This window comes from Flavobacterium frigoris, assembly GCF_900111075.1.
Taxonomy (GTDB): domain Bacteria; phylum Bacteroidota; class Bacteroidia; order Flavobacteriales; family Flavobacteriaceae; genus Flavobacterium; species Flavobacterium frigoris.
In genome coordinates, this window is the sequence record NZ_FOFZ01000019.1 from 34,831 (window position 1) to 55,942 (window position 21,112).

A 21,112-nucleotide genomic window follows, 5' to 3' on the forward strand; every position below is an offset into this window, starting at 1 on the left:
TAGCGTTTCCATAATAAAGAAAATTTGTATGAGTATATTTCTACAAGCAGATACCCTATCTGTTGCACAAGAAAATTTAGCCGAAGCGGTTCCAGTTGAAAAAACGTTATCCATTATCGAATTACTAACAAGCGGAGGATTAGCAGGTAACATTATCATGGCATCGCTATTTCTAATGTTTTTTGTTGCGCTTTATTTATATTTTGAGCGCTTAATGGCTATTAATGCTGCCTCAAAAATCGACGTTAACTTCATGGGACAAATTAGAGAAAATATTAAAAATGGCCGTATTGACAATGCAAAAATTGCTTGCGCGCATTCCAATTCACCTGTTGCCAGATTAATTGAGAAAGGAATCTCAAGAATTGGCAAGCCACTTGAAGATATTAATACCGCAATTGAAAACGCTGGGAAACTCGAAATTTACAAACTTGAAAAGAACGTGAGCATGTTAGCTACCATTTCAGGAGCAGGACCTATGACCGGTTTCTTAGGAACCGTAGTTGGGATGATTCAAGCTTTTCACAAGATGGCCAGTTCTGGCGGACAAATAGAAGTTGGTGCACTATCCGAAGGTATTTACACCGCAATGACTACAACAGTTGTTGGTTTGGTGGTAGGAATTATAGCCTACGTTGGATACAATCATCTGGTTGTAAAAACAGATAAAATTGTACATCAGATGGAAGCCAATGCAGTTGACTTTTTAGACTTATTAAACGACCCAGCATAATTATGAATTTAAGAGGAAGAAATAAAGTTAGTGCAGAATTCAATATGTCGTCTATGACCGATATTGTTTTCTTATTGCTGATATTCTTTATGCTAACATCAACTATGGTCACCACCAATGCTTTAGACTTGGTACTACCAAAAGCAAAAGGAAAAACAGACAGTAATAAAAACATCGCAGTAAGTATCAATAAAAAATTAGAATTTTTCATTGATAAAGAACAAGTTTCAGAAGCTGAATTGGAATCAAGATTATTATCCCTATTTACGGCTGATCAGGACAAGGCAATTATTTTAAGAGCTGAAGAAGGAGTGCCAATTGAAAAAGCAGTAAATGTTTTGGATATTGCAAATCGAAACCAAATCAAAGTTGTCTTAGCGGTAAGACCTAAATAATCGCAGCTATCCTTCAAAAATAGATTTATTCTACATGAAATATATAGAAACAAAAGAAGAAAAAAAATCATTTACAATCACATCAGTCATTTTTGTGATTCTATTTGTTTTGTTCTTTTATTTAGGATTAACTTCTTTAGACCCACCTCCTGAGAACGGAATTGCGATAAACTTTGGAACTTCTGAGTTCGGATCTGGAAATATTCAACCGACAGAACCAATTCAATCTGCACCAATAGCAACTGCTGCAAAGCAAGCTGCATCAAGTAATGACGATATTCTTTCGCAGGATATTGAAGATGCTGTCGTGATGAAGCAAACCAAAAAAGTACAACCATCAAAAGAAACTGCAAAAGAAGAGATTAAACCAAAACCGAAAAAAAACCCTCAACCTTCAAAAAGTACCTCTGATGCACTATCAAGCATCTTAAACGGACCCAAATCAGATGGAAAAGCAAAAGGCGGAGAAGGAAACGACAATGTTGCAGGAGATAAAGGAAGTTTAAATGGCGATCCTTACGCCAACAGCTATTATGGATCTGGAAGCGGTACCGGAAATGGTAGTGGATGGGGCTTAAATGGCAGAAGCATAAGTTCAAGAGGGAAAGAAGTACAAAAATGTAATGAATTTGGTACTGTTGTTGTACAAATAACGGTAAACAGAAGTGGAAACGTTATTGCTGCCAAATACACTAAAGGAACAACAAACACAAATCCTTGCCTAGTAGAACCAGCATTGGCAACAGCCAGAAAATACAGATGGCAACCTGATGACAATGCACCTGCAACACAAATTGGCTTTATTACCGTTAATTTCAAATTAGGAGAATAATTTCTTTTGATGTTTACAGATCCACTTATACAATCAGAGCCGACACTTTCAAGATTTTTAGACTTAACAAAATTAAGAAGCAATAAAACTTAACTTCTTAAAGATTTTTAAAAATATATTTTTCTAAATTTGAAAAGTGTTTGCCCTACGACTCCAACCAATAATAAAACAAAATGAAGTATCAAGAAACTACAGATTGGATGTTTAACCAACTCCCTATGTACCAACTTCAGGGTGCGTCTGCCTATAAAAAGGATTTAACAAATACGCACTTACTAATCAATCATCTTGGTAATCCCCATAAGAAAGTACGATGCATACATGTTGCTGGCACAAATGGTAAAGGATCCACTTCCCATATGCTCGCATCCATACTTCAAGAAGCAGACTATAAAGTCGGGTTATACACATCTCCACACCTTAAAGATTTCAGAGAACGTATTAAAATAAACGGAGCTGATATCACAGAAAATTTCGTTTGTAATTTTATAAACGAAAACAAATCTTTTTTTGAATCGAATGACATCAGCTTTTTCGAAATGAGCGTTGGTATGGCGTTTGATTACTTTGCCAAAGAGAAAGTAGATATCGCTATTATCGAAGTTGGAATGGGCGGGCGATTAGACGCTACAAACATCATCACTCCATTAATATCAATAATTACAAATATTGGCTTAGATCACACGCAGTTTCTCGGAAACACTATTAAATCTATAGCTGTTGAAAAAGCTGGTATTATAAAACCAAACATTCCTGTTGTTATTGGAGAATACACTTCTGAAACCAAAACCGTTTTTTTGGCTAAAGCCAAAGAAAATAACTCAGAAATCTATTTTGCTTCCGAATTGATTTCGGAAAGTTATCCTTCCGATTTAATGGGCGACTACCAAATTCATAATAAAAAAGCTGTTTTGCAGGCTATTGCAATACTAAACTCCCAATCAGAGTTTAAAGTTACCAAAGATGATATTAAAACTGGACTTTTTAATGTGGTAAAAAACACTGGTCTTCAAGGAAGGTGGCAGCAACTGGGTGAATCGCCAAAAATCATTTGTGATACTGCACACAATAAAAACGGACTAGAGATTGCCTTGAATCAAATCAAAAAAGAGACATTTAAAAAATTGCATATCGTTTTAGGCGTGGTCAATGATAAAGATTTAGATCAAATACTCCCCCTATTTCCAAAAAATGCTATTTATTATTTTTCGAAGCCAAATAATCCACGTGGATTAGACGCGACCATTTTAGCGGACAAAGCAAACCAACATGGCTTAACAGGAACAGTATTTAATTCAATTACAGAAGCTTATAAAAAAGCGCTGCAATCTGCTGAAGATACTGACTTAATATACATTGGTGGCAGTACCTTTGTGGTTGCAGAAATATTATAATTTTTTTTATTTTTTACTTGTATATCTAAAAAAGAGACTTATATTTGCACTCGCAATAAGGAAATGAAAATTAACAAATTGCACTAGGGCGATTAGCTCAGCTGGTTCAGAGCACCTCGTTTACACCGAGGGGGTCGGGGGTTCGAACCCCTCATCGCCCACAAAAAACTCCATTATAAATAATGGGGTTTTTTTTATTTTTATTTTCAAAAAAAAAATAAGAATCAAGAGGCAAGAACAATCCTTAGCCCGTATGGCATTTGGGAAACATTTCTTGGCAATCAGACCCATATTAGCTGCCATATCGAGCGTTATTTCAGTAACTAAATTCATGTACTTAAGAGCTATTCTATCAAGTGCAGCCATTACCGGGCTATTACAGCACCAGCAATCATTGCCACTATCGAACCTTTTTTTTCCTATACCTGCTTTGTTAGTCACAATGGTGTAAAGTTCTCCATTGGAGACGAAGCTTCAACTATTGACAAACGCTTACCTATAATTTTAGGATAAAGCAGGCACTATTTAGCATGAGATTCTTCACTCAAAGTTTTAGAATTACTTAAAAGGCATTGCAATGATCTTAAACATATTTTAGCTGCAACCCCATAGAATATGGCGATAGCAATACAAACATTAGGTCTAGAATCTATTTTAATTTATAAATGTAATTAAAGGCTGTATCAAGATACAAATGCAACTTTTGAGCTAAACATATAACTAGCTATTTCAAAATCAAGCCGTATTTTATGACAACTAGACAATTAATCTATGTTTGGATTTCTGATTATTTGACTTGTCGCCAGTATATAAATTTACCTATTTTCTTTTTTAATTAAGCATCACTTGCTATAGCAAAACCTCCATCTTTTAATCAATTATTTTCAGTGGAGAAAAAACTAAAATTGAATCCCGTTAAAAACGATTCAGAAAACCATTCTCGTAATACCGATGCATCCAAATACGATTTAGGCAAATGTTCCTATTTAATTTTAAATTAATATAGTAAAGTTTGAATAGCGCGTGGTAAAATAAAAACTTCAGCAGAATTTGTGCCAATACACAAATTATATTTCAGTTTTTCATCTGTTTTATTCATAACGATCGTTACTACCTGTCCATCTTCGTTCAAGAATGAAGTTGTTTGCAATTGACTTCTACTAGCAACACTACTGATTCTTTTTGCCTTTGCGCTGATAAATTTAGAAAAATGCCCAATAAAATAATAAGAAGGCGTATAGATCAAAGCTCCGGTTTTTGTATCACCATGTATCGGAGAAAAACAAAAATTACCTACATGATTCGGCCCTCCATTTTCGTCTAAAAGTATATTCCAATCAGTCCAACCAACGGTTCCATTATTAAAATCACGAATCATAGATTCACCATAACGTTCTCCATTTGCCCAAAGCTGTAGTTTTTTATAATCAAACTTTTCAACACAACCTTCTGTAAAAAGTAAGTTTTTATCGGGGTACATCTCATGTACTTTTCCAACATTTTCAAACATAGAATCTCCTCCGCTCCAGCTTTCATACCAATGGAAACCAATTCCCCAAACAAATTTACTAGCCTCAGGATCATCCAGAATAGCGCTTGCTCTTTGTGATAATAAATCTCTGTTATGATCCCAAACAGTAAGCTTTATATCGGAAAGTCCAGCCTTTAGCAATGTTGGTCCTAAGTAATTCTTTACAAAATCACGTTCTTCTTCAGCTGTATAAATACAAGATTCCCATGTTTGTTTTGCCATTGGTTCGTTCTGAACAGTTAAACCCCAAATAGGAACTCCCTCTTTCTCATAGCTGTTAATGAATTTTACATAATAATTTGCCCACGATTGGTAAAACTCTGGCAGCAATCTACCTCCTTGTAACATGTTCTTCGTATCCTTCATAAAAGCTGGCGGACTCCATGGACTGGCATATACTGCGACCTTACCTCCTGCGGTCGCAATTGCACTTTTTATTAATGGAATCCTGAATTCCATATCGTGCAAAACGCTAAAACTTTTTAATGCAGCATCGCCCTCATCAACATAAGTATAACTTCCTGAACTAAAATCACAACTGTGAATATTAGTTCTAATTATAGAGTACCCTATTCCTTTATCTTTACTATAGTAAGCCTTTAAAAACTCTTCCTGACTTTCCTTAGATAACTTTGCAAAAACTTCGGCACTTGCATCAGTAATCGCTCCACCAATGCCTAGAAATGTTTGAAATGTTTTGTTTGGGTTTACAAAAACACAAAGCTGTGTCTCAAGTGGTTGTTTTAGATCTGTAAATTGTACATTTACATCTGTCTTTGTTAATCTCAAATCTGTATTATTTGCCGATGTATAAATGGTCACATTCCTGTCACTTATAGAAAAAGGAATCGCTTTATTTTGCTTTTTTTCTTGCGAAAAAGCAAAAAAAGTCACCACTAAAAGTAGAGTTGTTATAATTTTTTTCATTATCTTTTTTTTTAAAATTTGCCAAATGCAAGTTAATACAGATTCTATTTCTATCAAAGTACCAACCCATTTTCTGCGGAATTGTATTATTAAAAATCAACTAATAAAACTGCTGAAATGCACTATTAAGACAACTCATATTCAAAAATCATACGCTTCCTTATACCAAATAATCCAAAGTTCGTTCCAAAGCCATACCTCTTGAGCCCTTTATAAGAATCATTTTATTATCAAAGCCTACTCCTTTTATAGAATCCGAAAAATCTCCAAAAGTGTCATAAAAATGAAAGTTCTCTTTATCTATTTGGTTCTGATAAAAATCTTTCCCTATAAAGTAGCACGCCATATTATCCTCTTTTATTAGCAAATCGACAATAGCTTTATGCTCTGCTAAACTTTCAATCCCCAACTCAAACATATCGCCAAGAACAGCAATTTTATTAGAATTATCTAATTGAAGGAAGTTTTCAATCGCTACCGCCATACTACTTGGATTCGCATTATAAGCATCCAAAATAATCTGATTTGTACCAATAGTCAATAATTGCGACCTATTATTCTCTGGGACATAACCTTCCAAAGCCTCTTTAATGGACAAATCATCAACTTCAAAGTATCTTCCTATAGTAATTGCAGCATTTAAATTATTAGCATTGTAAAGCCCAATTAAATGAGATGATATGACAATATTTGAATATCGTATTTCGACAAACGGATTAGCTTTAACAGAAGTAATACACACGTCCGCATTATCTCTATTTATTCCAAAAGAAAACAATTTTATCTTTTTTGTTTTTTCAATTTGAATTGGATCTTCTAGGTTCACAAAAGCTAATTTGTCATTTTGGAACAAATAGTGATACATTTCACTTTTACCCTCTATCACACCTGCGACGCCTCCGAAACCTTCCAAATGCGCTTTGCCAAAATTCGTTATATAACCATAATCAGGTTTTGCGATTTCACAAAGAAATTCAATTTCTTTTTTATGATTAGCTCCCATTTCAACAATACCTATTTCCGTACCGGTACTAAAGGACAGCAACGTCAGCGGAACTCCAATATGATTATTAAGATTCCCAATCGTAGCTTTTGTCTTGTATTTCTTTGACAGAACGACTTGAATCAACTCTTTTGTTGTTGTTTTTCCGTTACTTCCAGTAAGTGCAATAATAGGCAGATTCAGATATTTTCTATGAAACTTTGCTAATTCTTGCAAAGCATCCAGACTGTCTTCAACCAAGATTGTCCTTTCATCGATAAAATAATTTTTATTGTCAATTATTACATAAGACGCTCCTTTTTCTAAAGCCTCTTTTGCAAATATATTGGCATCGAAGCGATCTCCTTTTATGGCAATAAAAAATGAATTTGACTCTATTTTACGCGTGTCAATTGAAACTGATTTACATTTCAAAAATAACCTATGAATTCCAGCTATATCCATTTAAAAACGATTAAAAAAAAAGCCCTAATGAAAGGGCTTTGATTACTATTTTATATAAAATTTAATTTCTTACAGATTTCTTTTTATCTGATTTTGGACCAACTCTAGACATTGCACATCTAAATCCGATATAATCAGTCGCCATATCTTGTGGAAAATATCTTCTTTGAGCAGGATCTAACCAGTATGCTCTATCTCTCCAAGAACCCCCTTTATAAACTCTTACGTCATCATTTATCAAAGTTGTTCTTTTACTTGACCTATCATATTTTCTAACCATCGATCCCAAACTATCTGTTGTTACATTGTGCTTAGGCGAATTATACATTGATTTATCTCCTTTTTCTTTGTCGGTATCAGACTCAGAAGATCCAAAATCATAATATTTAGAAGATTGTTTATCACCATCTCTATAATTAATATTATTACTCTTATCAAAATTTTGTCTTAAATAAGTCTCATTCTCATCAACAGGAACCTGAGCAATTTGACCTGGAAAACTTCTTACTATAACTTTTCCATTACTTAGAGTATCTTTTTTCATTGTCTCTAAAGTGACAATTTCTACTTTACCATCTGGACCAATTTTATTTTTAGTGTATCGGTTTCCTCTAAAATAATTAAAATCATTTGCTTCATTATCTATAATAGGTCTATAAACATCGGCTACCCATTCGGCTACATTTCCTGCCATATCATACAATCCAAAATCATTTGCTGGATATTTCTTAACTGCATTAGTTATGTCAGCTCCATCATCAGACCAGCCTGCAATTCCACCGTAATCTCCATTACCTTGCTTAAAGTTAGCTAATTGATCTCCCTTACTTTGTCTTTTCCCTGAACGAGTATAACTACCAGACCAAGGATATTTTTTCTGCCCTTTGTAAATATTGTACTCTCTCTGCCCCACATCAGCTGCAGCTGCGTATTCCCATTCTGCCTCTGTAGGCAGTCTATATTCTGGCAATATAAGGCCTGATGAACGTTGTGCATATACATTTTTTTGTTCAGCTACGATTCCATCTTTTCCAGCTTTAGGACTTTTTCTAGCTCCTTTTCCTCCTTTTAAAACGATTTCTTCGTTTCCTCCGTAAGTCATTGTTGGAGCTTTCAAATATGTCTCAGTGCTGAAAGAACTTTCTGCAGAAACATCATTTGTTTTAGCATTCTTCTTCAAATATCCGTTTTGCTCTAGAATAGCTTCATTTACACGATCTGTTCTCCACTGACTAAACTCTACAGCTTGAATCCAATTTACACCAACTACTGGATAATTTGCATAAGCAGGGTGTCTTAGATAGTTATTGGTCATCGTTTCATTATAACCTAATCTATTTCTCCAGACCAAAGTATCAGGCGAAGCCCCTTCATAAATATATTTGTAACTTTCTTCACTAGGTGGAAACACATTTTTCAACCAATCTAAATATTCCAAATACATGAAGTTGGTAACCTCAGTTTCATCCATATAAAACGACTGTACATGCTGTTGTGTTGGAGTATTGTTCCAATCATGCATAACATCATCTTGCACTTTACCCATAGTAAAAGTTCCACCCTCAACAAAAACTAATCCAGGTCCTGCAACTTGTTTTTTACTACTAGAAGCATTTTTACTATCTACATTCCAACCCGTGGCCCTTGATGCATTTTTTGAACTAGATTTTTTACTACAACTAGCAAAACCCACAATCATTGTTACTGATAGCATCAATCGCAAGGCTATAATTTTATTTACTTTCATACTCGTTTAAAGGTAATAATTTAAGTGACGCAATATAATAATTAACAATTAACCCGCAACACCGTTTTGAATAAATTTATTGTGATGATTCATATAAAATGAATTATACAAATCAAACGCAAATTTATACTATTTATTATTTATTTTCATACTAAAAGATATATTTTTACTTTATAAAACATTTACTATTCATGCAATTTAAGCAAAAACTACTATTTTATAGTTTATTACTACTTCCTTATCTATCAAATGCACAGACTGCAGGTGACGTAACTATTGACTGGATTGAAAAAACGGCAGTTTCTTTTGGAACATATAAAATCAATATCCCGCACTTTACTGGCAACAATTACCATTATGACCCGTCCGAAAAAAAAATAACATACACCCAAGAACTAACAACGCCTGCTCTAAACGACCAAACCAGTATCCAAATTACCAATGTAACCTATGAATCAATCGCTCCGTCTCAACTTGGGGATTTAGCCATTAAAAACATACCAAAAAAAATAGAATCCTCACTAAGAAATACGCAATCAAGAGGCATCTCTCAATCGTTTCTCAGCTTGTCTCCTATAGTCAAAGATGAATTCGGTTATAAAAGAATAAAATCCTTTTCTTATAACATCATTAACTCAACCTCAAAGATATTAAAATCAAATAAAGCCACAACTTCTATTTCCAACTCCGTTTTAGCCATAGGAGATTGGTATCGTTTTTACATTGAAAAATCTGGCGTTTATAAAATATCCAAAAGTTTTTTACAAGACTTAGGCATTAACTTGAATGCCATCGATCCTAAAAAAATAAAAATTTATGGAAATGGAGGGAAAATGCTCCCCCTGTCAAACAATATTTATTATCCTTCCGATTTAACCGAAAATGCAATACAAATTATTGGAGAAAACGACGGAAACTTTGACAACGAAGATTATATTTTATTCTACGCTGAAGGTCTTGATACCTATAATATCGAAAGTCAGACCTATAATAATCTATACGATACTAAGTCGTTTTACTACATCAATACTTCAGGAGTAGACGGAAAAAGAATTACAGAACTGAGTGAGCCCAAGGGCAGCAGCACATTAAATTTAAATACTTTTGACGACCATCAGTTCCATGAAAAAGATTTAAAAAATATTGCAAACCTAGGCAGACAGTGGTTTGGAGAATCATTTAACATCAGCCAAGATCAAGAATTTGAATTTAATTTTCCAAACATAGACATCACAACACCTGTCAAAATAAAAGCGACAGCCGCTTCTGCAGCTTACACCTTAACTTCTTTTCAGATTACTTCTAACGGCCAAACTATTGGCTCCATATCCTTTCCTGCAATAAATACTAATTCAGACACTGAATTTAATGTTGGCTCTCTACCTGGCAACACCTCCTTTAATGGATCCGAAACTGTAAAAATAAAATTAAGCTATAATAACAATGGCGTACCGGGTTCAAAGGGTTTTTTGGACAAAATCGAACTCATAGCCAAAAGAAAACTTCAAGGATATGGAAAACAATTTAACTTTCAATATGATGCTTCAATTGCTAACTTCGGCATTGTAAATTACATTCTGTCTAGCGCAGAAAAAATTAGTCAGGTGTGGGATATTACAGACCTATATAATGTAAGCAAATTTGAGAACACAAATCAACCCACTTTTTCTTTCAAAGCAAATTTAGGCGAACTCCGAAAATATGTCGCAATCGATGCCTCAGATTATTACACACCATTAAAAGATAGCAAACCTAAAGTCGCTAATCAAAACATTAAAGGTTCTATTTTCAAAAACAAACAAGCTCAATTTGAAGATATTGACTATGTAATTATCACTCCTAATTCTTTATACATTCAAGCTGAAAAATTAGCCAATTTCCACCGAATCTACTCCAAACTGAATGTCAAAGTAATTACGACCGAATCAATATACCCCGAATTTTCCTCTGGAAAGCAAGATATAGCAGCCATTAGAAACTGCATCAAATATATTTATGAAAATGCCTCTACCACGGAAAAAAGAATAAAGTACGTGAATTTGTTTGGGGACGCTTCCTATGATTATAAAAACCGAATCGCAAACAACACTAACATTATACCTATATATCATGCCCTTAATAGCCAAACAACAGGAGAAGCTTCATTTGCATCCGATGATTTTTACGGCTTGATGGATAGTACCGAAGGAAATATCATCTCTTTTTTTGGCGGTATTGATATTGCTGTTGGAAGAATGATTGTAAACAATCCGCAGCAGGCAGAAGAAATGGTAAACAAAGTCATTGAATACCATGATATAAAATCATTTGGAAGTTGGAGAAACAATTTCGTAATGATTAGCGATGATTCAGACATAACCTCTGATTCCAATTTACAAAGTAGACAAAATAAATTAGCCGATATAATCACAACTCAAAAACCCTTTTTTAACATTAATAAAATCCTTTTGGATTCCTATGTTCAAGAAGCATCTGCAGGAGGTTTCCGATATCCAAAAGCAAGAACAGATCTATTTAATGCATTCGAAAAAGGCGCTTTGGTTTTCAATTATTTGGGACATGGAGGCGAAGACGGTTTATCATCTGAAAGAATTTGGGAAAAATCGGATGGACAAAATTTAAACAACCAATACAAATACCCCTTATTCATAACAATCACCTGCGAATTCTCCCGTTTTGACAATCCGTCGAGACCTACAGCCGGTGAATATACCTATTGGAATCCAAAAGGTGGTGCTATTGCTATGATCACAACAATTCGATCAATAGGTCAATTTAGCGCTGAAAATTTCAATGATGTATTATCTGAGAAGCTATTCTCATTTGGCTCAAGCCAATACACCTCAATCGCCGAGGCTCTACGGATATCAAAAAACAGCAATCCAAATAGCGCCACAAATGTGGTTTTCTATTTAGGTGATCCCGCATTAATTCTAGCGATACCAAAGCCAAAAATAAAACTTACAAAAGTAAATGACATTCCAGTGTCGCAAACTACAGATGAATTCAAATCATTGGCTCGCATGAAAGTGAGTGGTGAAATAACCGATGAAAATGATGTGCTTCTAGCTAATTATAATGGCACACTGTCCTCTACCATATTTGATAAAATTATTCCAAGGACAACATTAAATAATGACAATAATAGTCCCTCAATAAATTTTAACACCATTGGCGAAACTATTTTTAGAGGAAATGCTTCTATAACAAACGGTTTGTTTGAATTCAGTTTTGTAGTCCCTCGAGATATTCGAATTCCTGTAGCTAATGGAAAAATAAGTTTTTATGCTAAAAAGGAGCAGACATTAGAAAATGAAACCGGCTTTGATAGTACCATTCAAATAGGCGGAATTAATGAAAATGCGGCGCAAGACAATATTAGCCCAAAAGTGAAGTTATATATGAATGACGAAACATTTGTTTCTGGCGGAACAACAAATGCATCCCCGTTTCTACTTGCTTTTCTCGAAGATGAAAATGGAATCAATACAGCTAGCGGAATAGGACATGATATTGTAGCAATTTTAGACGGAAATATAAGCAATCCGTATGTTTTAAATGATTATTATCAAACCAATCTTGACGATTATACTAAGGGAAGCCTTCGCTTTCCTCTTCGTAATTTAGCCATTGGCCTGCATACTATTACATTTAAGGCATGGGACGTATATAACAATCCTATAACTATTGAAATCCAGTTCGTGGTTGTTGGCGACGAAACAATAACTTTAACACATGTACTAAATTATCCTAATCCATTTGTTAATTATACTGAATTTTGGTTTACACATAACAGGCCTTATGAACCTTTAATGGTGCAAATACAAGTTATGACAATAACAGGTAAAGTAGTTTGGACAAAAAATCAAATCATTTCAACCGAAGGTTTTTTGTCAAAAGAGATTACATGGGATGGTAAAGATGATTTTGGAAATAAAATCGGAAAAGGAGTATATATCTACAAACTAACCGTCAAATCTACCATGACCAATAAAAGAGCAGAAAAGTTTGAAAAACTTGTAATACTTTAATAAAATACTATATTTGTTCAATGAATTTTAATGAAAAAATGAAAAAATTAATACTTTTCACAAGCTGCATACTCGTTTTTTCTTATGCAAACGCTCAAGATAGGGTAATTACCACTGCTGTTCCCTTTCTATTAGTCTCGGCCGATGCGAGAGCCGCAGGTATGGCAGATATAGGAGTCGCAACTTCGGCAGATGCTTTTTCGCAACAATGGAATCCAGCAAAGTATGCCTTTGCAACTGACAAACAAGGAGTTTCCGTAAGTTTTACTCCCTATCTTACAGATCTAGCAAATGACATCTCTTTAGGTCAATTAACATATTACAATAAAATAAGTGATCGAAATGCTTTTGCAGCAAGTATTCGCTATTTTGGTTTTGGTGAAATCGAATTACGTGACAATCCAAATGACCCTGCGAGAATAGTTTCTCCAAACGAATTTGCTATTGACGGTTCTTATTCCTTGAAATTAAGCGAAAAATTCTCAATGGCAGTTGCCGGAAGATATATTCGTTCAAATTTAAAAGTGGCTACCGATAACGCAGATGCCTCAGCAGCGAGTTCATTTGCAATCGATGTGGCAGGATTTTATCAATCAGAAGAAATAGCATACAGTGAGTTTAATGGAAGATGGAGAGCTGGATTTAACATTCAGAATTTAGGCCCAAAAATTAGTTATGACAACGACAATATAAGCACTAATTTTTTGCCGGCAAATTTAAAACTCGGAACGGGATTTGACTTTATTTTGGACGACTACAATAAAGTAGCAGTCAATGTTGAATTCAATAAACTATTAGTTCCTACTCCTCAAAACCCAGATTTAAATGGGGACGGTACGATTACTCCTGAAGAAAGAGCGCAAAACACAGATAATTATCGTTCTATTGGCTGGGTTTCCGGTGTGTTTAAATCATTTGGAGATGCGCCAGACGGTCTTAGCGAAGAAACCAAAGAAGTGACTTATGCTGTAGGAGCTGAATATTCATATCAGGACTCTTTTGCTATGCGTTTAGGTTACTTCCATGAAAGTCCCCTAAAAGGTGCTAGAAAATATTTCTCTATGGGAGCAGGCTTTAAATACAATGTCGTTAAAGTAGATGTCTCTTACCTGTTTTCAGCTTCAAAAGTTAAAAATCCTTTAGAAAATACATTACGTTTCTCTCTAACTTTTAATTTTGGAGATAAATACGATGAATATTAGCTATATATAAAATCTAAATTAACAATCCAAACTTCAAAACCATGAAATTTGGATTTTTTTTCCTCAAAAAACAATGAAAAAAATTACTATTACCAGCCAATTTTCGGCTTATAACTCACTTCAAGAATTACCAAGTGACATCCAGAATTTAATGGAACAAGCGGTGGGCGTTAGAAAAAATGCCTATGCGCCCTATTCAAAATTTCGCGTCGGTGCCGCGCTATTATTAGACAATGGACAAACTGTTTTAGGTTCAAACCAAGAGAATGCAGCCTACCCGTCAGGCCTATGCGCTGAACGTGTTGCTATTTTTCATGCAGGAGCCATTTATCCTGAAGCAAAAATTTTAAAAATGGCGATTACCGCAGCTTCAGATTCAAATAAAACAATAGCCCCAATACCTCCTTGTGGTGCTTGCAGGCAATCAATAGCAGAGTATGAAATTCGGCAAGAAAATCCAATAGAAATTTATTTTATGGGAGAAACAGGTGATATCTACAAATCAGACTCGCTAAAAAACTTGCTACCTTTTATGTTCGACAAAAAATTCTTGTAAAAAAAACAAAAAGAAGCCTTTTAATTTTACTCCTTAGATGGAATGTCTTATTTTTGCGATTCGCAAATTCGTGTGAGGAGACTATTTTGCGTTATAGGTACTAGTTGATAACACAATAAAAACTTTAGCAAAAGAACAATTGAGATGAAAGAAGTTACAAAAGAGGTTTATTTAAAGTGGTATGAAGATATGCTCCTTTGGAGAAAGTTTGAAGACAAACTCGCAGCATTATACATACAACAAAAAGTCAGAGGATTTTTGCATCTATACAACGGTCAAGAAGCCGTACTTGCTGGTGCATTGCACGCAATGGACTTGACAAAAGATAAAATGATTACTGCATACAGAAATCACGTTCAACCAATCGGAATGGGTGTAGACCCAAGACGTGTAATGGCTGAACTTTTAGGAAAAGTTACTGGAACATCTAAAGGAATGGGTGGCTCTATGCACATTTTTTCAAAAGAACACCGTTTTTATGGTGGACACGGAATTGTAGGTGGACAAATTCCTGTAGGAGCAGGATTAGCTTTTGCAGATAAATATTTTGAAACAGGCGGAGTAACCATGACCTATTTTGGTGATGGAGCTGCTCGACAAGGGTCACTTCACGAAGCTTTTAACATGGCCATGTTGTGGAAATTACCAGTTGTTTTTATCGTTGAAAATAACGGTTATGCAATGGGAACTTCTGTAGAAAGAACAGCCAACCACACGGATATATGGAAACTAGGCTTAGGCTACGAGATGCCTTGCGGTCCTGTTGACGGAATGAATCCTGTAAAAGTAGCGGAAGCAATGACAGAAGCTATCGATCGAGCAAGACGTGGAGATGGACCAACATTTCTAGAAATGAAAACATATCGTTACAGAGGACACTCAATGTCTGACGCTCAACTATACCGTTCTAAAGACGAAGTAGAAGAGTATAAAAAAATTGATCCAATTACCCAAGTTTTAGACTTAATAAAAGATCAAAATTATGCTACAGAAGAAGAAATTGCAGCAATTGATCAAAGGGTAAAAGATTTAGTTCAAGAGTGTGTTGATTTTGCTGAAGAATCTGATTACCCACCAGTGCAACAACTTTACGATGTAGTATACGAACAAGAAAATTATCCATTCATACCTCATAAACTATAAATCAATTATGGCAACAATTATTACAATGCCTCGTTTGAGCGATACTATGACGGAAGGAACGGTAGCGACTTGGCTTAAAAAAGTAGGAGATAAAATTAGTGAAGGAGATATCCTAGCTGAAATTGAAACCGACAAAGCAACAATGGAATTTGAATCCTTTAATGAAGGTACTCTATTATATATAGGAATCCCAGCAGGAGAATCAGCACCCGTAGATTCTTTACTTGCTATTATAGGAAAAGAAGGTGAAGATGTCGCTGCTTTAATAGCAGAACAATCAGCCCCTAACACAGAAGTAGTTAAAACTGAAAATGATTCAGCTCCCACTGAAACTATAAAGGAAGAAAAAGATACCCCCCCAGTAACAGCCTCTTTACCAAAAGGAGTTGTTGTTGTTACCATGCCACGTTTAAGCGATACCATGACCGAAGGTACTGTAGCTACTTGGTTAAAAAAGGTGGGCGACAAAGTTAGTGAAGGTGATATCCTTGCTGAAATCGAGACCGATAAAGCAACTATGGAATTTGAATCTTTCAATGAAGGTACTTTATTATATATAGGTATTCAAGAAGGAAACGCAGCTCCTGTAGACAGTTTACTGGCTATTATAGGCCCTGAAGGAACAGACATAACCGGTATTGCTGAAAACTACAGTAATGAAGGTCAGGCTAAATCTACAGAACCAACTGAAGAAACTAAATCGGCACCAGCTGATGCGGTAACAACAGTTACTCAAGAAGCTTCAACTGATGGACAACGAATTTTAGCATCGCCATTAGCAAAGAAAATTGCAAGTGACAAAGGAATTCAATTAAATCAAGTGAAAGGTTCAGGTGAAAACGGACGTATCGTGAAAAGTGATATTGAAAATTTCACTCCAGCTGCACCAACTAGCACAGTAACTGCTGAAACTTCTGTGACTGCAAAAGCACCAACTACCGTTGCCGCTGCGCCAAAAGTATTTGTTCCTGCGGGAGAAGTATTTACAGAAGAGATTAAGAATTCGCAAATGCGAAAAATCATAGCCAAGCGATTGGCAGAGTCTTTATTTACAGCGCCTCATTACAACTTAACTATCGAAGTTACAATGGATGATGCAATGAAATCTAGAGCTATAATCAATAGTATTCCTGATACAAAAGTTTCTTTTAATGACATGGTCATCAAAGCATGTGCTATGGCATTAAAAAAACATCCAAAGGTGAACTCTCAGTGGAAAGAAGAAGCAATTACAATCAACCATCATGTTAATATTGGTGTTGCTGTAGCTGTAGAAGATGGATTAGTTGTTCCTGTATTGAAATTTACAGATGCAATGAGTTTATCTCAAATTGGCGGAAGCGTAAGAGATCTTGCCGGAAGAGCCAAAAACAAAAAACTACTACCAACCGAAATGGAAGGAAGTACTTTTACTGTTTCTAACTTAGGAATGTTTGGTATTGTAGAATTCAATTCTATCATCAACCAACCTAATTCTGCTATCCTATCAGTAGGAGCTATTGTAGAGAAACCAGTGGTTAAAAATGGCCAAATCGTCGTAGGAAACACCATGATGTTATCTCTAGCTTGTGACCACCGTACTATCGATGGAGCAACTGGAGCACAGTTCTTACAAACATTAAAACAATACATAGAAAACCCAGTTACGATGCTTGCCTAATTACTGATTTTATATAAAACCAAAACCCGTCTAGTTTAGCACTTGACGGGTTTTTTGTTTTTATAACACCAAAGTAAAACCCATGACCGATCACATTAAACACCCAAAACAGCAGCTTAATTAACTGAAAATATGTTAGTTATAATAATAAAAGTAGGATTAAATCATTTTTTATGTAAATTTGAATTTAAATAGGAATAAGAAAAACTACAAAAAAATACAACCAAAAATAGGCTATTAAAATATCCTTTTCTTTACGAAACGGTTCTTTTCAAGAATTCTCTTTTGTGCTTTTTTGTAAAACTATAAATGCTGAAGATTGCGAGTCCTCTTACATTCATCACACTGCCGCTACTGATTGAATGTAAAACAATCTACAATCCATGTTGTTGATTTTAATGCATATTAACTATACTCAATTACAAAACTTATGAAAAAGTTATTTGACAAGTTTTTATCCGAAACGTTCAGGGAACAAACAGAACGTATAATAATAGGCATTGCGATAATCAGCTATTTAATACATCTACTGATTATTTTTCTAGTAAACCAAGACATTATTCACATTGCTAGCAAACTGACAAAAAATCCCATCTCTGCCGTTTATACACCATTTTCGTTCATTCTAGTTTATGAAGTGTTTTTACTTGTTTTTTACCTACCAAGTTCCACCTCAAAATACATAGGGAAGCAGTATGAAATCATAACACTGATTGTAATACGAAGAATCTTCAAAGATATTGGTCACATCGAAGTGTCCACAGGATGGTTTAAGCTCGAAAATGACTTGCAGTTCCTTTATGACGTTATTACCACAATACTTTTGTTTTTTTTAATTCAACTATTTTATAAAAAAATAAAAAAACAAGAAAGCGATGACACTACAAGAACGGCTAAAGAGAAAATCCGAATGGAAAAATTCATCAAATTAAAAAAAACCATAGCAACTACTCTTATTCCCGTATTGATTATTATGGCTTTGTACTCGTTTAGTAACTGGTTGATCGCTTCAATGGAACAGAACGTCGCTCCAGTAAACTCCTTTAAAAACATCAATAATATATTCTTTGATAATTTTTTCATGTTATTAATCATGATTGATGTACTACTACTGTTATTCTCATTCTTTCACTCTGACAAGTTTCACCAAATCATAAGAAATTCGGGATTTGTAATTTCTACTATGTTAATAAAATTATCCTTTTCGATGGAAGGACTAGTAAATAACGTATTAATCGTTGGCGCCGTACTTTTTGGGTTACTCATCCTCATCATACATAACTCCTATAAAAACAGCGCCGTTCCGGATCATTAATACTCACTAAACTTATTAACCTTTAGTAACTAATACAGGTCAATAGTTATAGACGCAATTGCAAGGAAGTACTACTGACTGGGACTCATCGACTCCTAGGCTCTGCGACAAACAAAATTATTACAACAATCAATCAAAATTTGCTTATCTAAGTGAAGGAGTTATTCGAAGAATACAAATCGTTAAAACGGGCTATTATTTGCACTAATCGTGGTGGCAAATTTATAATTATTTCTTTCTATTCTTCTCCTCAATCCACTTGGACATGTACATCGTACTTTTCAGAGTATGATGTTGCAGCAATGACCCCATAAAATTATTCACACGATGCTCTTGTAAATTAGCTTGTAGCCATTTTATTTTCTTCATAAAATCACCCTCAAACAATCCTCTTAAATACCGGTGATTTATTATTTCAACTCCGTTTTTTTGAGCTTGAAGCCAAAGTTTTTCATCTTGATATAACAGTACCGCTTCATTTGCAAAAATTTCAGGATTATCCGCTATAAAACCATTCCAATCCAAATCGCCATGCATCGATTCTGCTCCAATAAAGGTAGTAACGCTAGGAGTTCCACAGTGCATCGCTTCTAATAGTTTTCCCTTTATACCAGCCCCAAAACGCAAAGGCGCCAGCACTACTCGAGCTTCTTGTACCACGGCACTCGCATTAGCAGCGCGCCCCTTTACTAAAAAACCTTCCTTGACATTATTGAGTTGCAACACTTTTTGCGACGGATAAGCGCCATAAATATGTACAACAGCCTCAGGCAACTGCTTTTTTATAAGAGGCCATATCGTTTCTTTTAAATATTGAACCGCATTCCAATTAGGTTCATGGAGAAAATTACCAATGAAAACAAAATTATTCCTTTCATCAAATAAAGGCAATTTATCTATGTCAGCATTAGATATTTCTTCCAATAAAAAAGGCAAATACAACAATAGCGAACTATCAATTTTAAATATTTCTGTAAGCAATTGCATTTCATATTCTGAAATAATCAAAGACAAATCGCAACGCAATATACTAGCTATTTCTCTTTTGGCTACAGCTTCCACAAACAAATCAGCTTCCACAAAAGGTCTTTTCTCTTTAAATGCTTTCTGACGTGCTACTCGTAAACAATGAAAATCTTCAGTATCTAATAAGCGTAAGGCTTCTGGACAGTTTTCGTTTACACGCCAACCAAACTGCTCTTCCATCATAAACCGATCAAACAACACCACCGATGGATTTAGGTCTTTTACGAAGCCATCAAAACTCGAGCAATTTAAAGTAATCGTTTTTTTATCTACTCCTACTAATTCAAGGTTAACCATAAAATCACTATCCATCGCAGGACTTGCAAATGTTATAGCATATTCCTCCACTTTAAAAAGAGAAATCAACTGTAACATTCTAGTTCCCGCGGCAGAAGAATTAGGTTCTGGCCACACACTGCCTATTATTAAGAGCTTTTTAACCTTATCCATCTTTGTATTTAATTTCAGTTACAAAATAATACAATTTAGAGCTCTAAACTATCATTTAACCAAGAAATCAGAAAGAAAACACTAATTTTGTATTAATTAAATAATATACCATGTTAGGATTAAAATTAGCAACAGACCCGAGATGGGTAAATATAGTCGAATCAAATATTGAAGAGATATTGACAGACCATGCCTGGTGTGAACAAAAAGCAGCTTCAAATGCAATAAGCCTTGTTACTTATAATTCAGAATTAGAAGAGTTAGTAACCGAGCTATTAGTTATTGCCCGTGAAGAGCTAGAACATCTCCAAATGGTACATGATTTAATAAAAAGCAAAGGTCTGACGCTAGGTAGAGAGCGCAAAGACCATTATGTAAATGAACTTTTTAAATTTATGAAAAAAGACGGCAGTAGAAAAGATGCTTTATGCGACCGTTTACTATTTTCGGCGATGATTGAAGCCCGAAGCTGTGAGCGATTCAAGGTACTGTCAGAAAATATAAAAGACCCTGAATTAGCAAAATTCTATAGAGATTTAATGATTTCTGAAGCAGGGCATTACACCACTTTCTTAGGCTTTGCCCGAAAATATGCTGACAATGTTGATGTAGACAAACGTTGGCAAGAATGGATTGATTTTGAAACATCTATTATTGTAAACTACGGCAAAAACGAATCTGTTCACGGATAGTCAATATAAAAAAAGGGATATCTATCGATAA

At 34.8% G+C, this 21,112-nt stretch carries 15 protein-coding genes and 1 tRNA gene; 12 read left to right on the plus strand and 4 right to left on the minus strand.

Annotated features, from left to right (window positions below):
• The first annotated feature begins 28 nt into the window (after positions 1-28).
• From BMW63_RS16570 to BMW63_RS16590, 5 genes are all read left to right on the plus strand, one after another.
• A complete protein-coding gene (locus BMW63_RS16570) occupies positions 29-733 on the plus strand; it encodes a MotA/TolQ/ExbB proton channel family protein (RefSeq protein WP_074724576.1) in 705 nt (234 codons plus the stop codon).
• A 2-nt stretch (positions 734-735) separates the two neighbouring features.
• The gene (locus BMW63_RS16575; protein ID WP_074724577.1) at positions 736-1,128 is read left to right on the plus strand and encodes an ExbD/TolR family protein; all 393 of its coding nucleotides are present in this window, start codon (positions 736-738) and stop codon (positions 1,126-1,128) included.
• 34 nt (positions 1,129-1,162) lie between these two features.
• Positions 1,163-1,960, plus strand: a complete 798-nt coding sequence (locus tag BMW63_RS16580; RefSeq protein ID WP_074724578.1) for an energy transducer TonB — start codon at positions 1,163-1,165, stop codon at positions 1,958-1,960.
• A 173-nt stretch (positions 1,961-2,133) separates the two neighbouring features.
• A complete protein-coding gene (locus BMW63_RS16585; RefSeq protein WP_074724579.1) occupies positions 2,134-3,354 on the plus strand; it encodes a bifunctional folylpolyglutamate synthase/dihydrofolate synthase in 1,221 nt (406 codons plus the stop codon).
• A gap of 86 nt (positions 3,355-3,440) precedes the next feature.
• Positions 3,441-3,515, plus strand: a tRNA-Val gene (locus BMW63_RS16590).
• Between the two features lie 836 nt (positions 3,516-4,351).
• On the opposite strand, the gene BMW63_RS16595 is transcribed toward BMW63_RS16590, so the two are convergent.
• The 3 genes from BMW63_RS16595 to gldJ form a co-directional block, all read right to left on the minus strand.
• Entirely contained in the window at positions 4,352-5,812 is a 1,461-nt protein-coding gene (locus BMW63_RS16595) for a glycoside hydrolase family 30 protein (RefSeq protein WP_074724580.1), read from the minus strand.
• Positions 5,813-5,972: 160 nt separating this feature from the next.
• Positions 5,973-7,259 (minus strand): UDP-N-acetylmuramoyl-tripeptide--D-alanyl-D-alanine ligase, encoded by a 1,287-nt coding sequence (locus BMW63_RS16600; protein ID WP_074724581.1) that lies wholly within the window; start codon positions 7,257-7,259, stop codon positions 5,973-5,975.
• A gap of 61 nt (positions 7,260-7,320) precedes the next feature.
• Positions 7,321-9,006 (minus strand): gliding motility lipoprotein GldJ, encoded by a 1,686-nt coding sequence (gene gldJ, locus BMW63_RS16605; RefSeq protein ID WP_074724582.1) that lies wholly within the window; start codon positions 9,004-9,006, stop codon positions 7,321-7,323.
• 191 nt (positions 9,007-9,197) lie between these two features.
• On the opposite strand from gldJ, the gene porU reads away from it, so the two are divergent.
• The 6 genes from porU to BMW63_RS16635 all read left to right on the plus strand — a co-directional run bounded on the left by porU (position 9,198) and on the right by BMW63_RS16635 (position 18,913).
• Complete coding sequence (gene porU, locus BMW63_RS16610; RefSeq protein ID WP_074724583.1) at positions 9,198-13,037, plus strand: type IX secretion system sortase PorU; 3,840 nt, start codon at positions 9,198-9,200, stop codon at positions 13,035-13,037.
• A gap of 38 nt (positions 13,038-13,075) precedes the next feature.
• Positions 13,076-14,239 carry a type IX secretion system outer membrane channel protein PorV gene (porV, locus tag BMW63_RS16615; protein WP_074724593.1) on the plus strand — a complete coding sequence of 388 codons (1,164 nt, stop codon included), beginning with the start codon at positions 13,076-13,078 and terminating at the stop codon, positions 14,237-14,239.
• Positions 14,240-14,312: 73 nt separating this feature from the next.
• Positions 14,313-14,795 carry a cytidine deaminase gene (cdd, locus tag BMW63_RS16620; protein ID WP_074724584.1) on the plus strand — a complete coding sequence of 161 codons (483 nt, stop codon included), beginning with the start codon at positions 14,313-14,315 and terminating at the stop codon, positions 14,793-14,795.
• A gap of 144 nt (positions 14,796-14,939) precedes the next feature.
• Entirely contained in the window at positions 14,940-15,938 is a 999-nt protein-coding gene (gene pdhA, locus BMW63_RS16625; RefSeq protein ID WP_074724585.1) for a pyruvate dehydrogenase (acetyl-transferring) E1 component subunit alpha, read from the plus strand.
• Between the two features lie 7 nt (positions 15,939-15,945).
• On the plus strand, positions 15,946-17,598 hold the full coding sequence (locus BMW63_RS16630; protein WP_074724586.1) for a pyruvate dehydrogenase complex dihydrolipoamide acetyltransferase: 1,653 nt from the start codon (positions 15,946-15,948) through the stop codon (positions 17,596-17,598).
• 430 nt (positions 17,599-18,028) lie between these two features.
• On the plus strand, positions 18,029-18,913 hold the full coding sequence (locus BMW63_RS16635; RefSeq protein ID WP_074724587.1) for a hypothetical protein: 885 nt from the start codon (positions 18,029-18,031) through the stop codon (positions 18,911-18,913).
• Between the two features lie 228 nt (positions 18,914-19,141).
• On the opposite strand, the gene BMW63_RS16640 is transcribed toward BMW63_RS16635, so the two are convergent.
• Complete coding sequence (locus BMW63_RS16640; RefSeq protein WP_074724588.1) at positions 19,142-20,389, minus strand: glycosyltransferase; 1,248 nt, start codon at positions 20,387-20,389, stop codon at positions 19,142-19,144.
• Between the two features lie 110 nt (positions 20,390-20,499).
• Between BMW63_RS16640 and miaE the strand changes: the two genes are divergently transcribed.
• Complete coding sequence (gene miaE / locus BMW63_RS16645) at positions 20,500-21,081, plus strand: MiaE family protein (RefSeq protein WP_016990606.1); 582 nt, start codon at positions 20,500-20,502, stop codon at positions 21,079-21,081.
• The last annotated feature ends 31 nt before the right edge of the window (positions 21,082-21,112 follow it).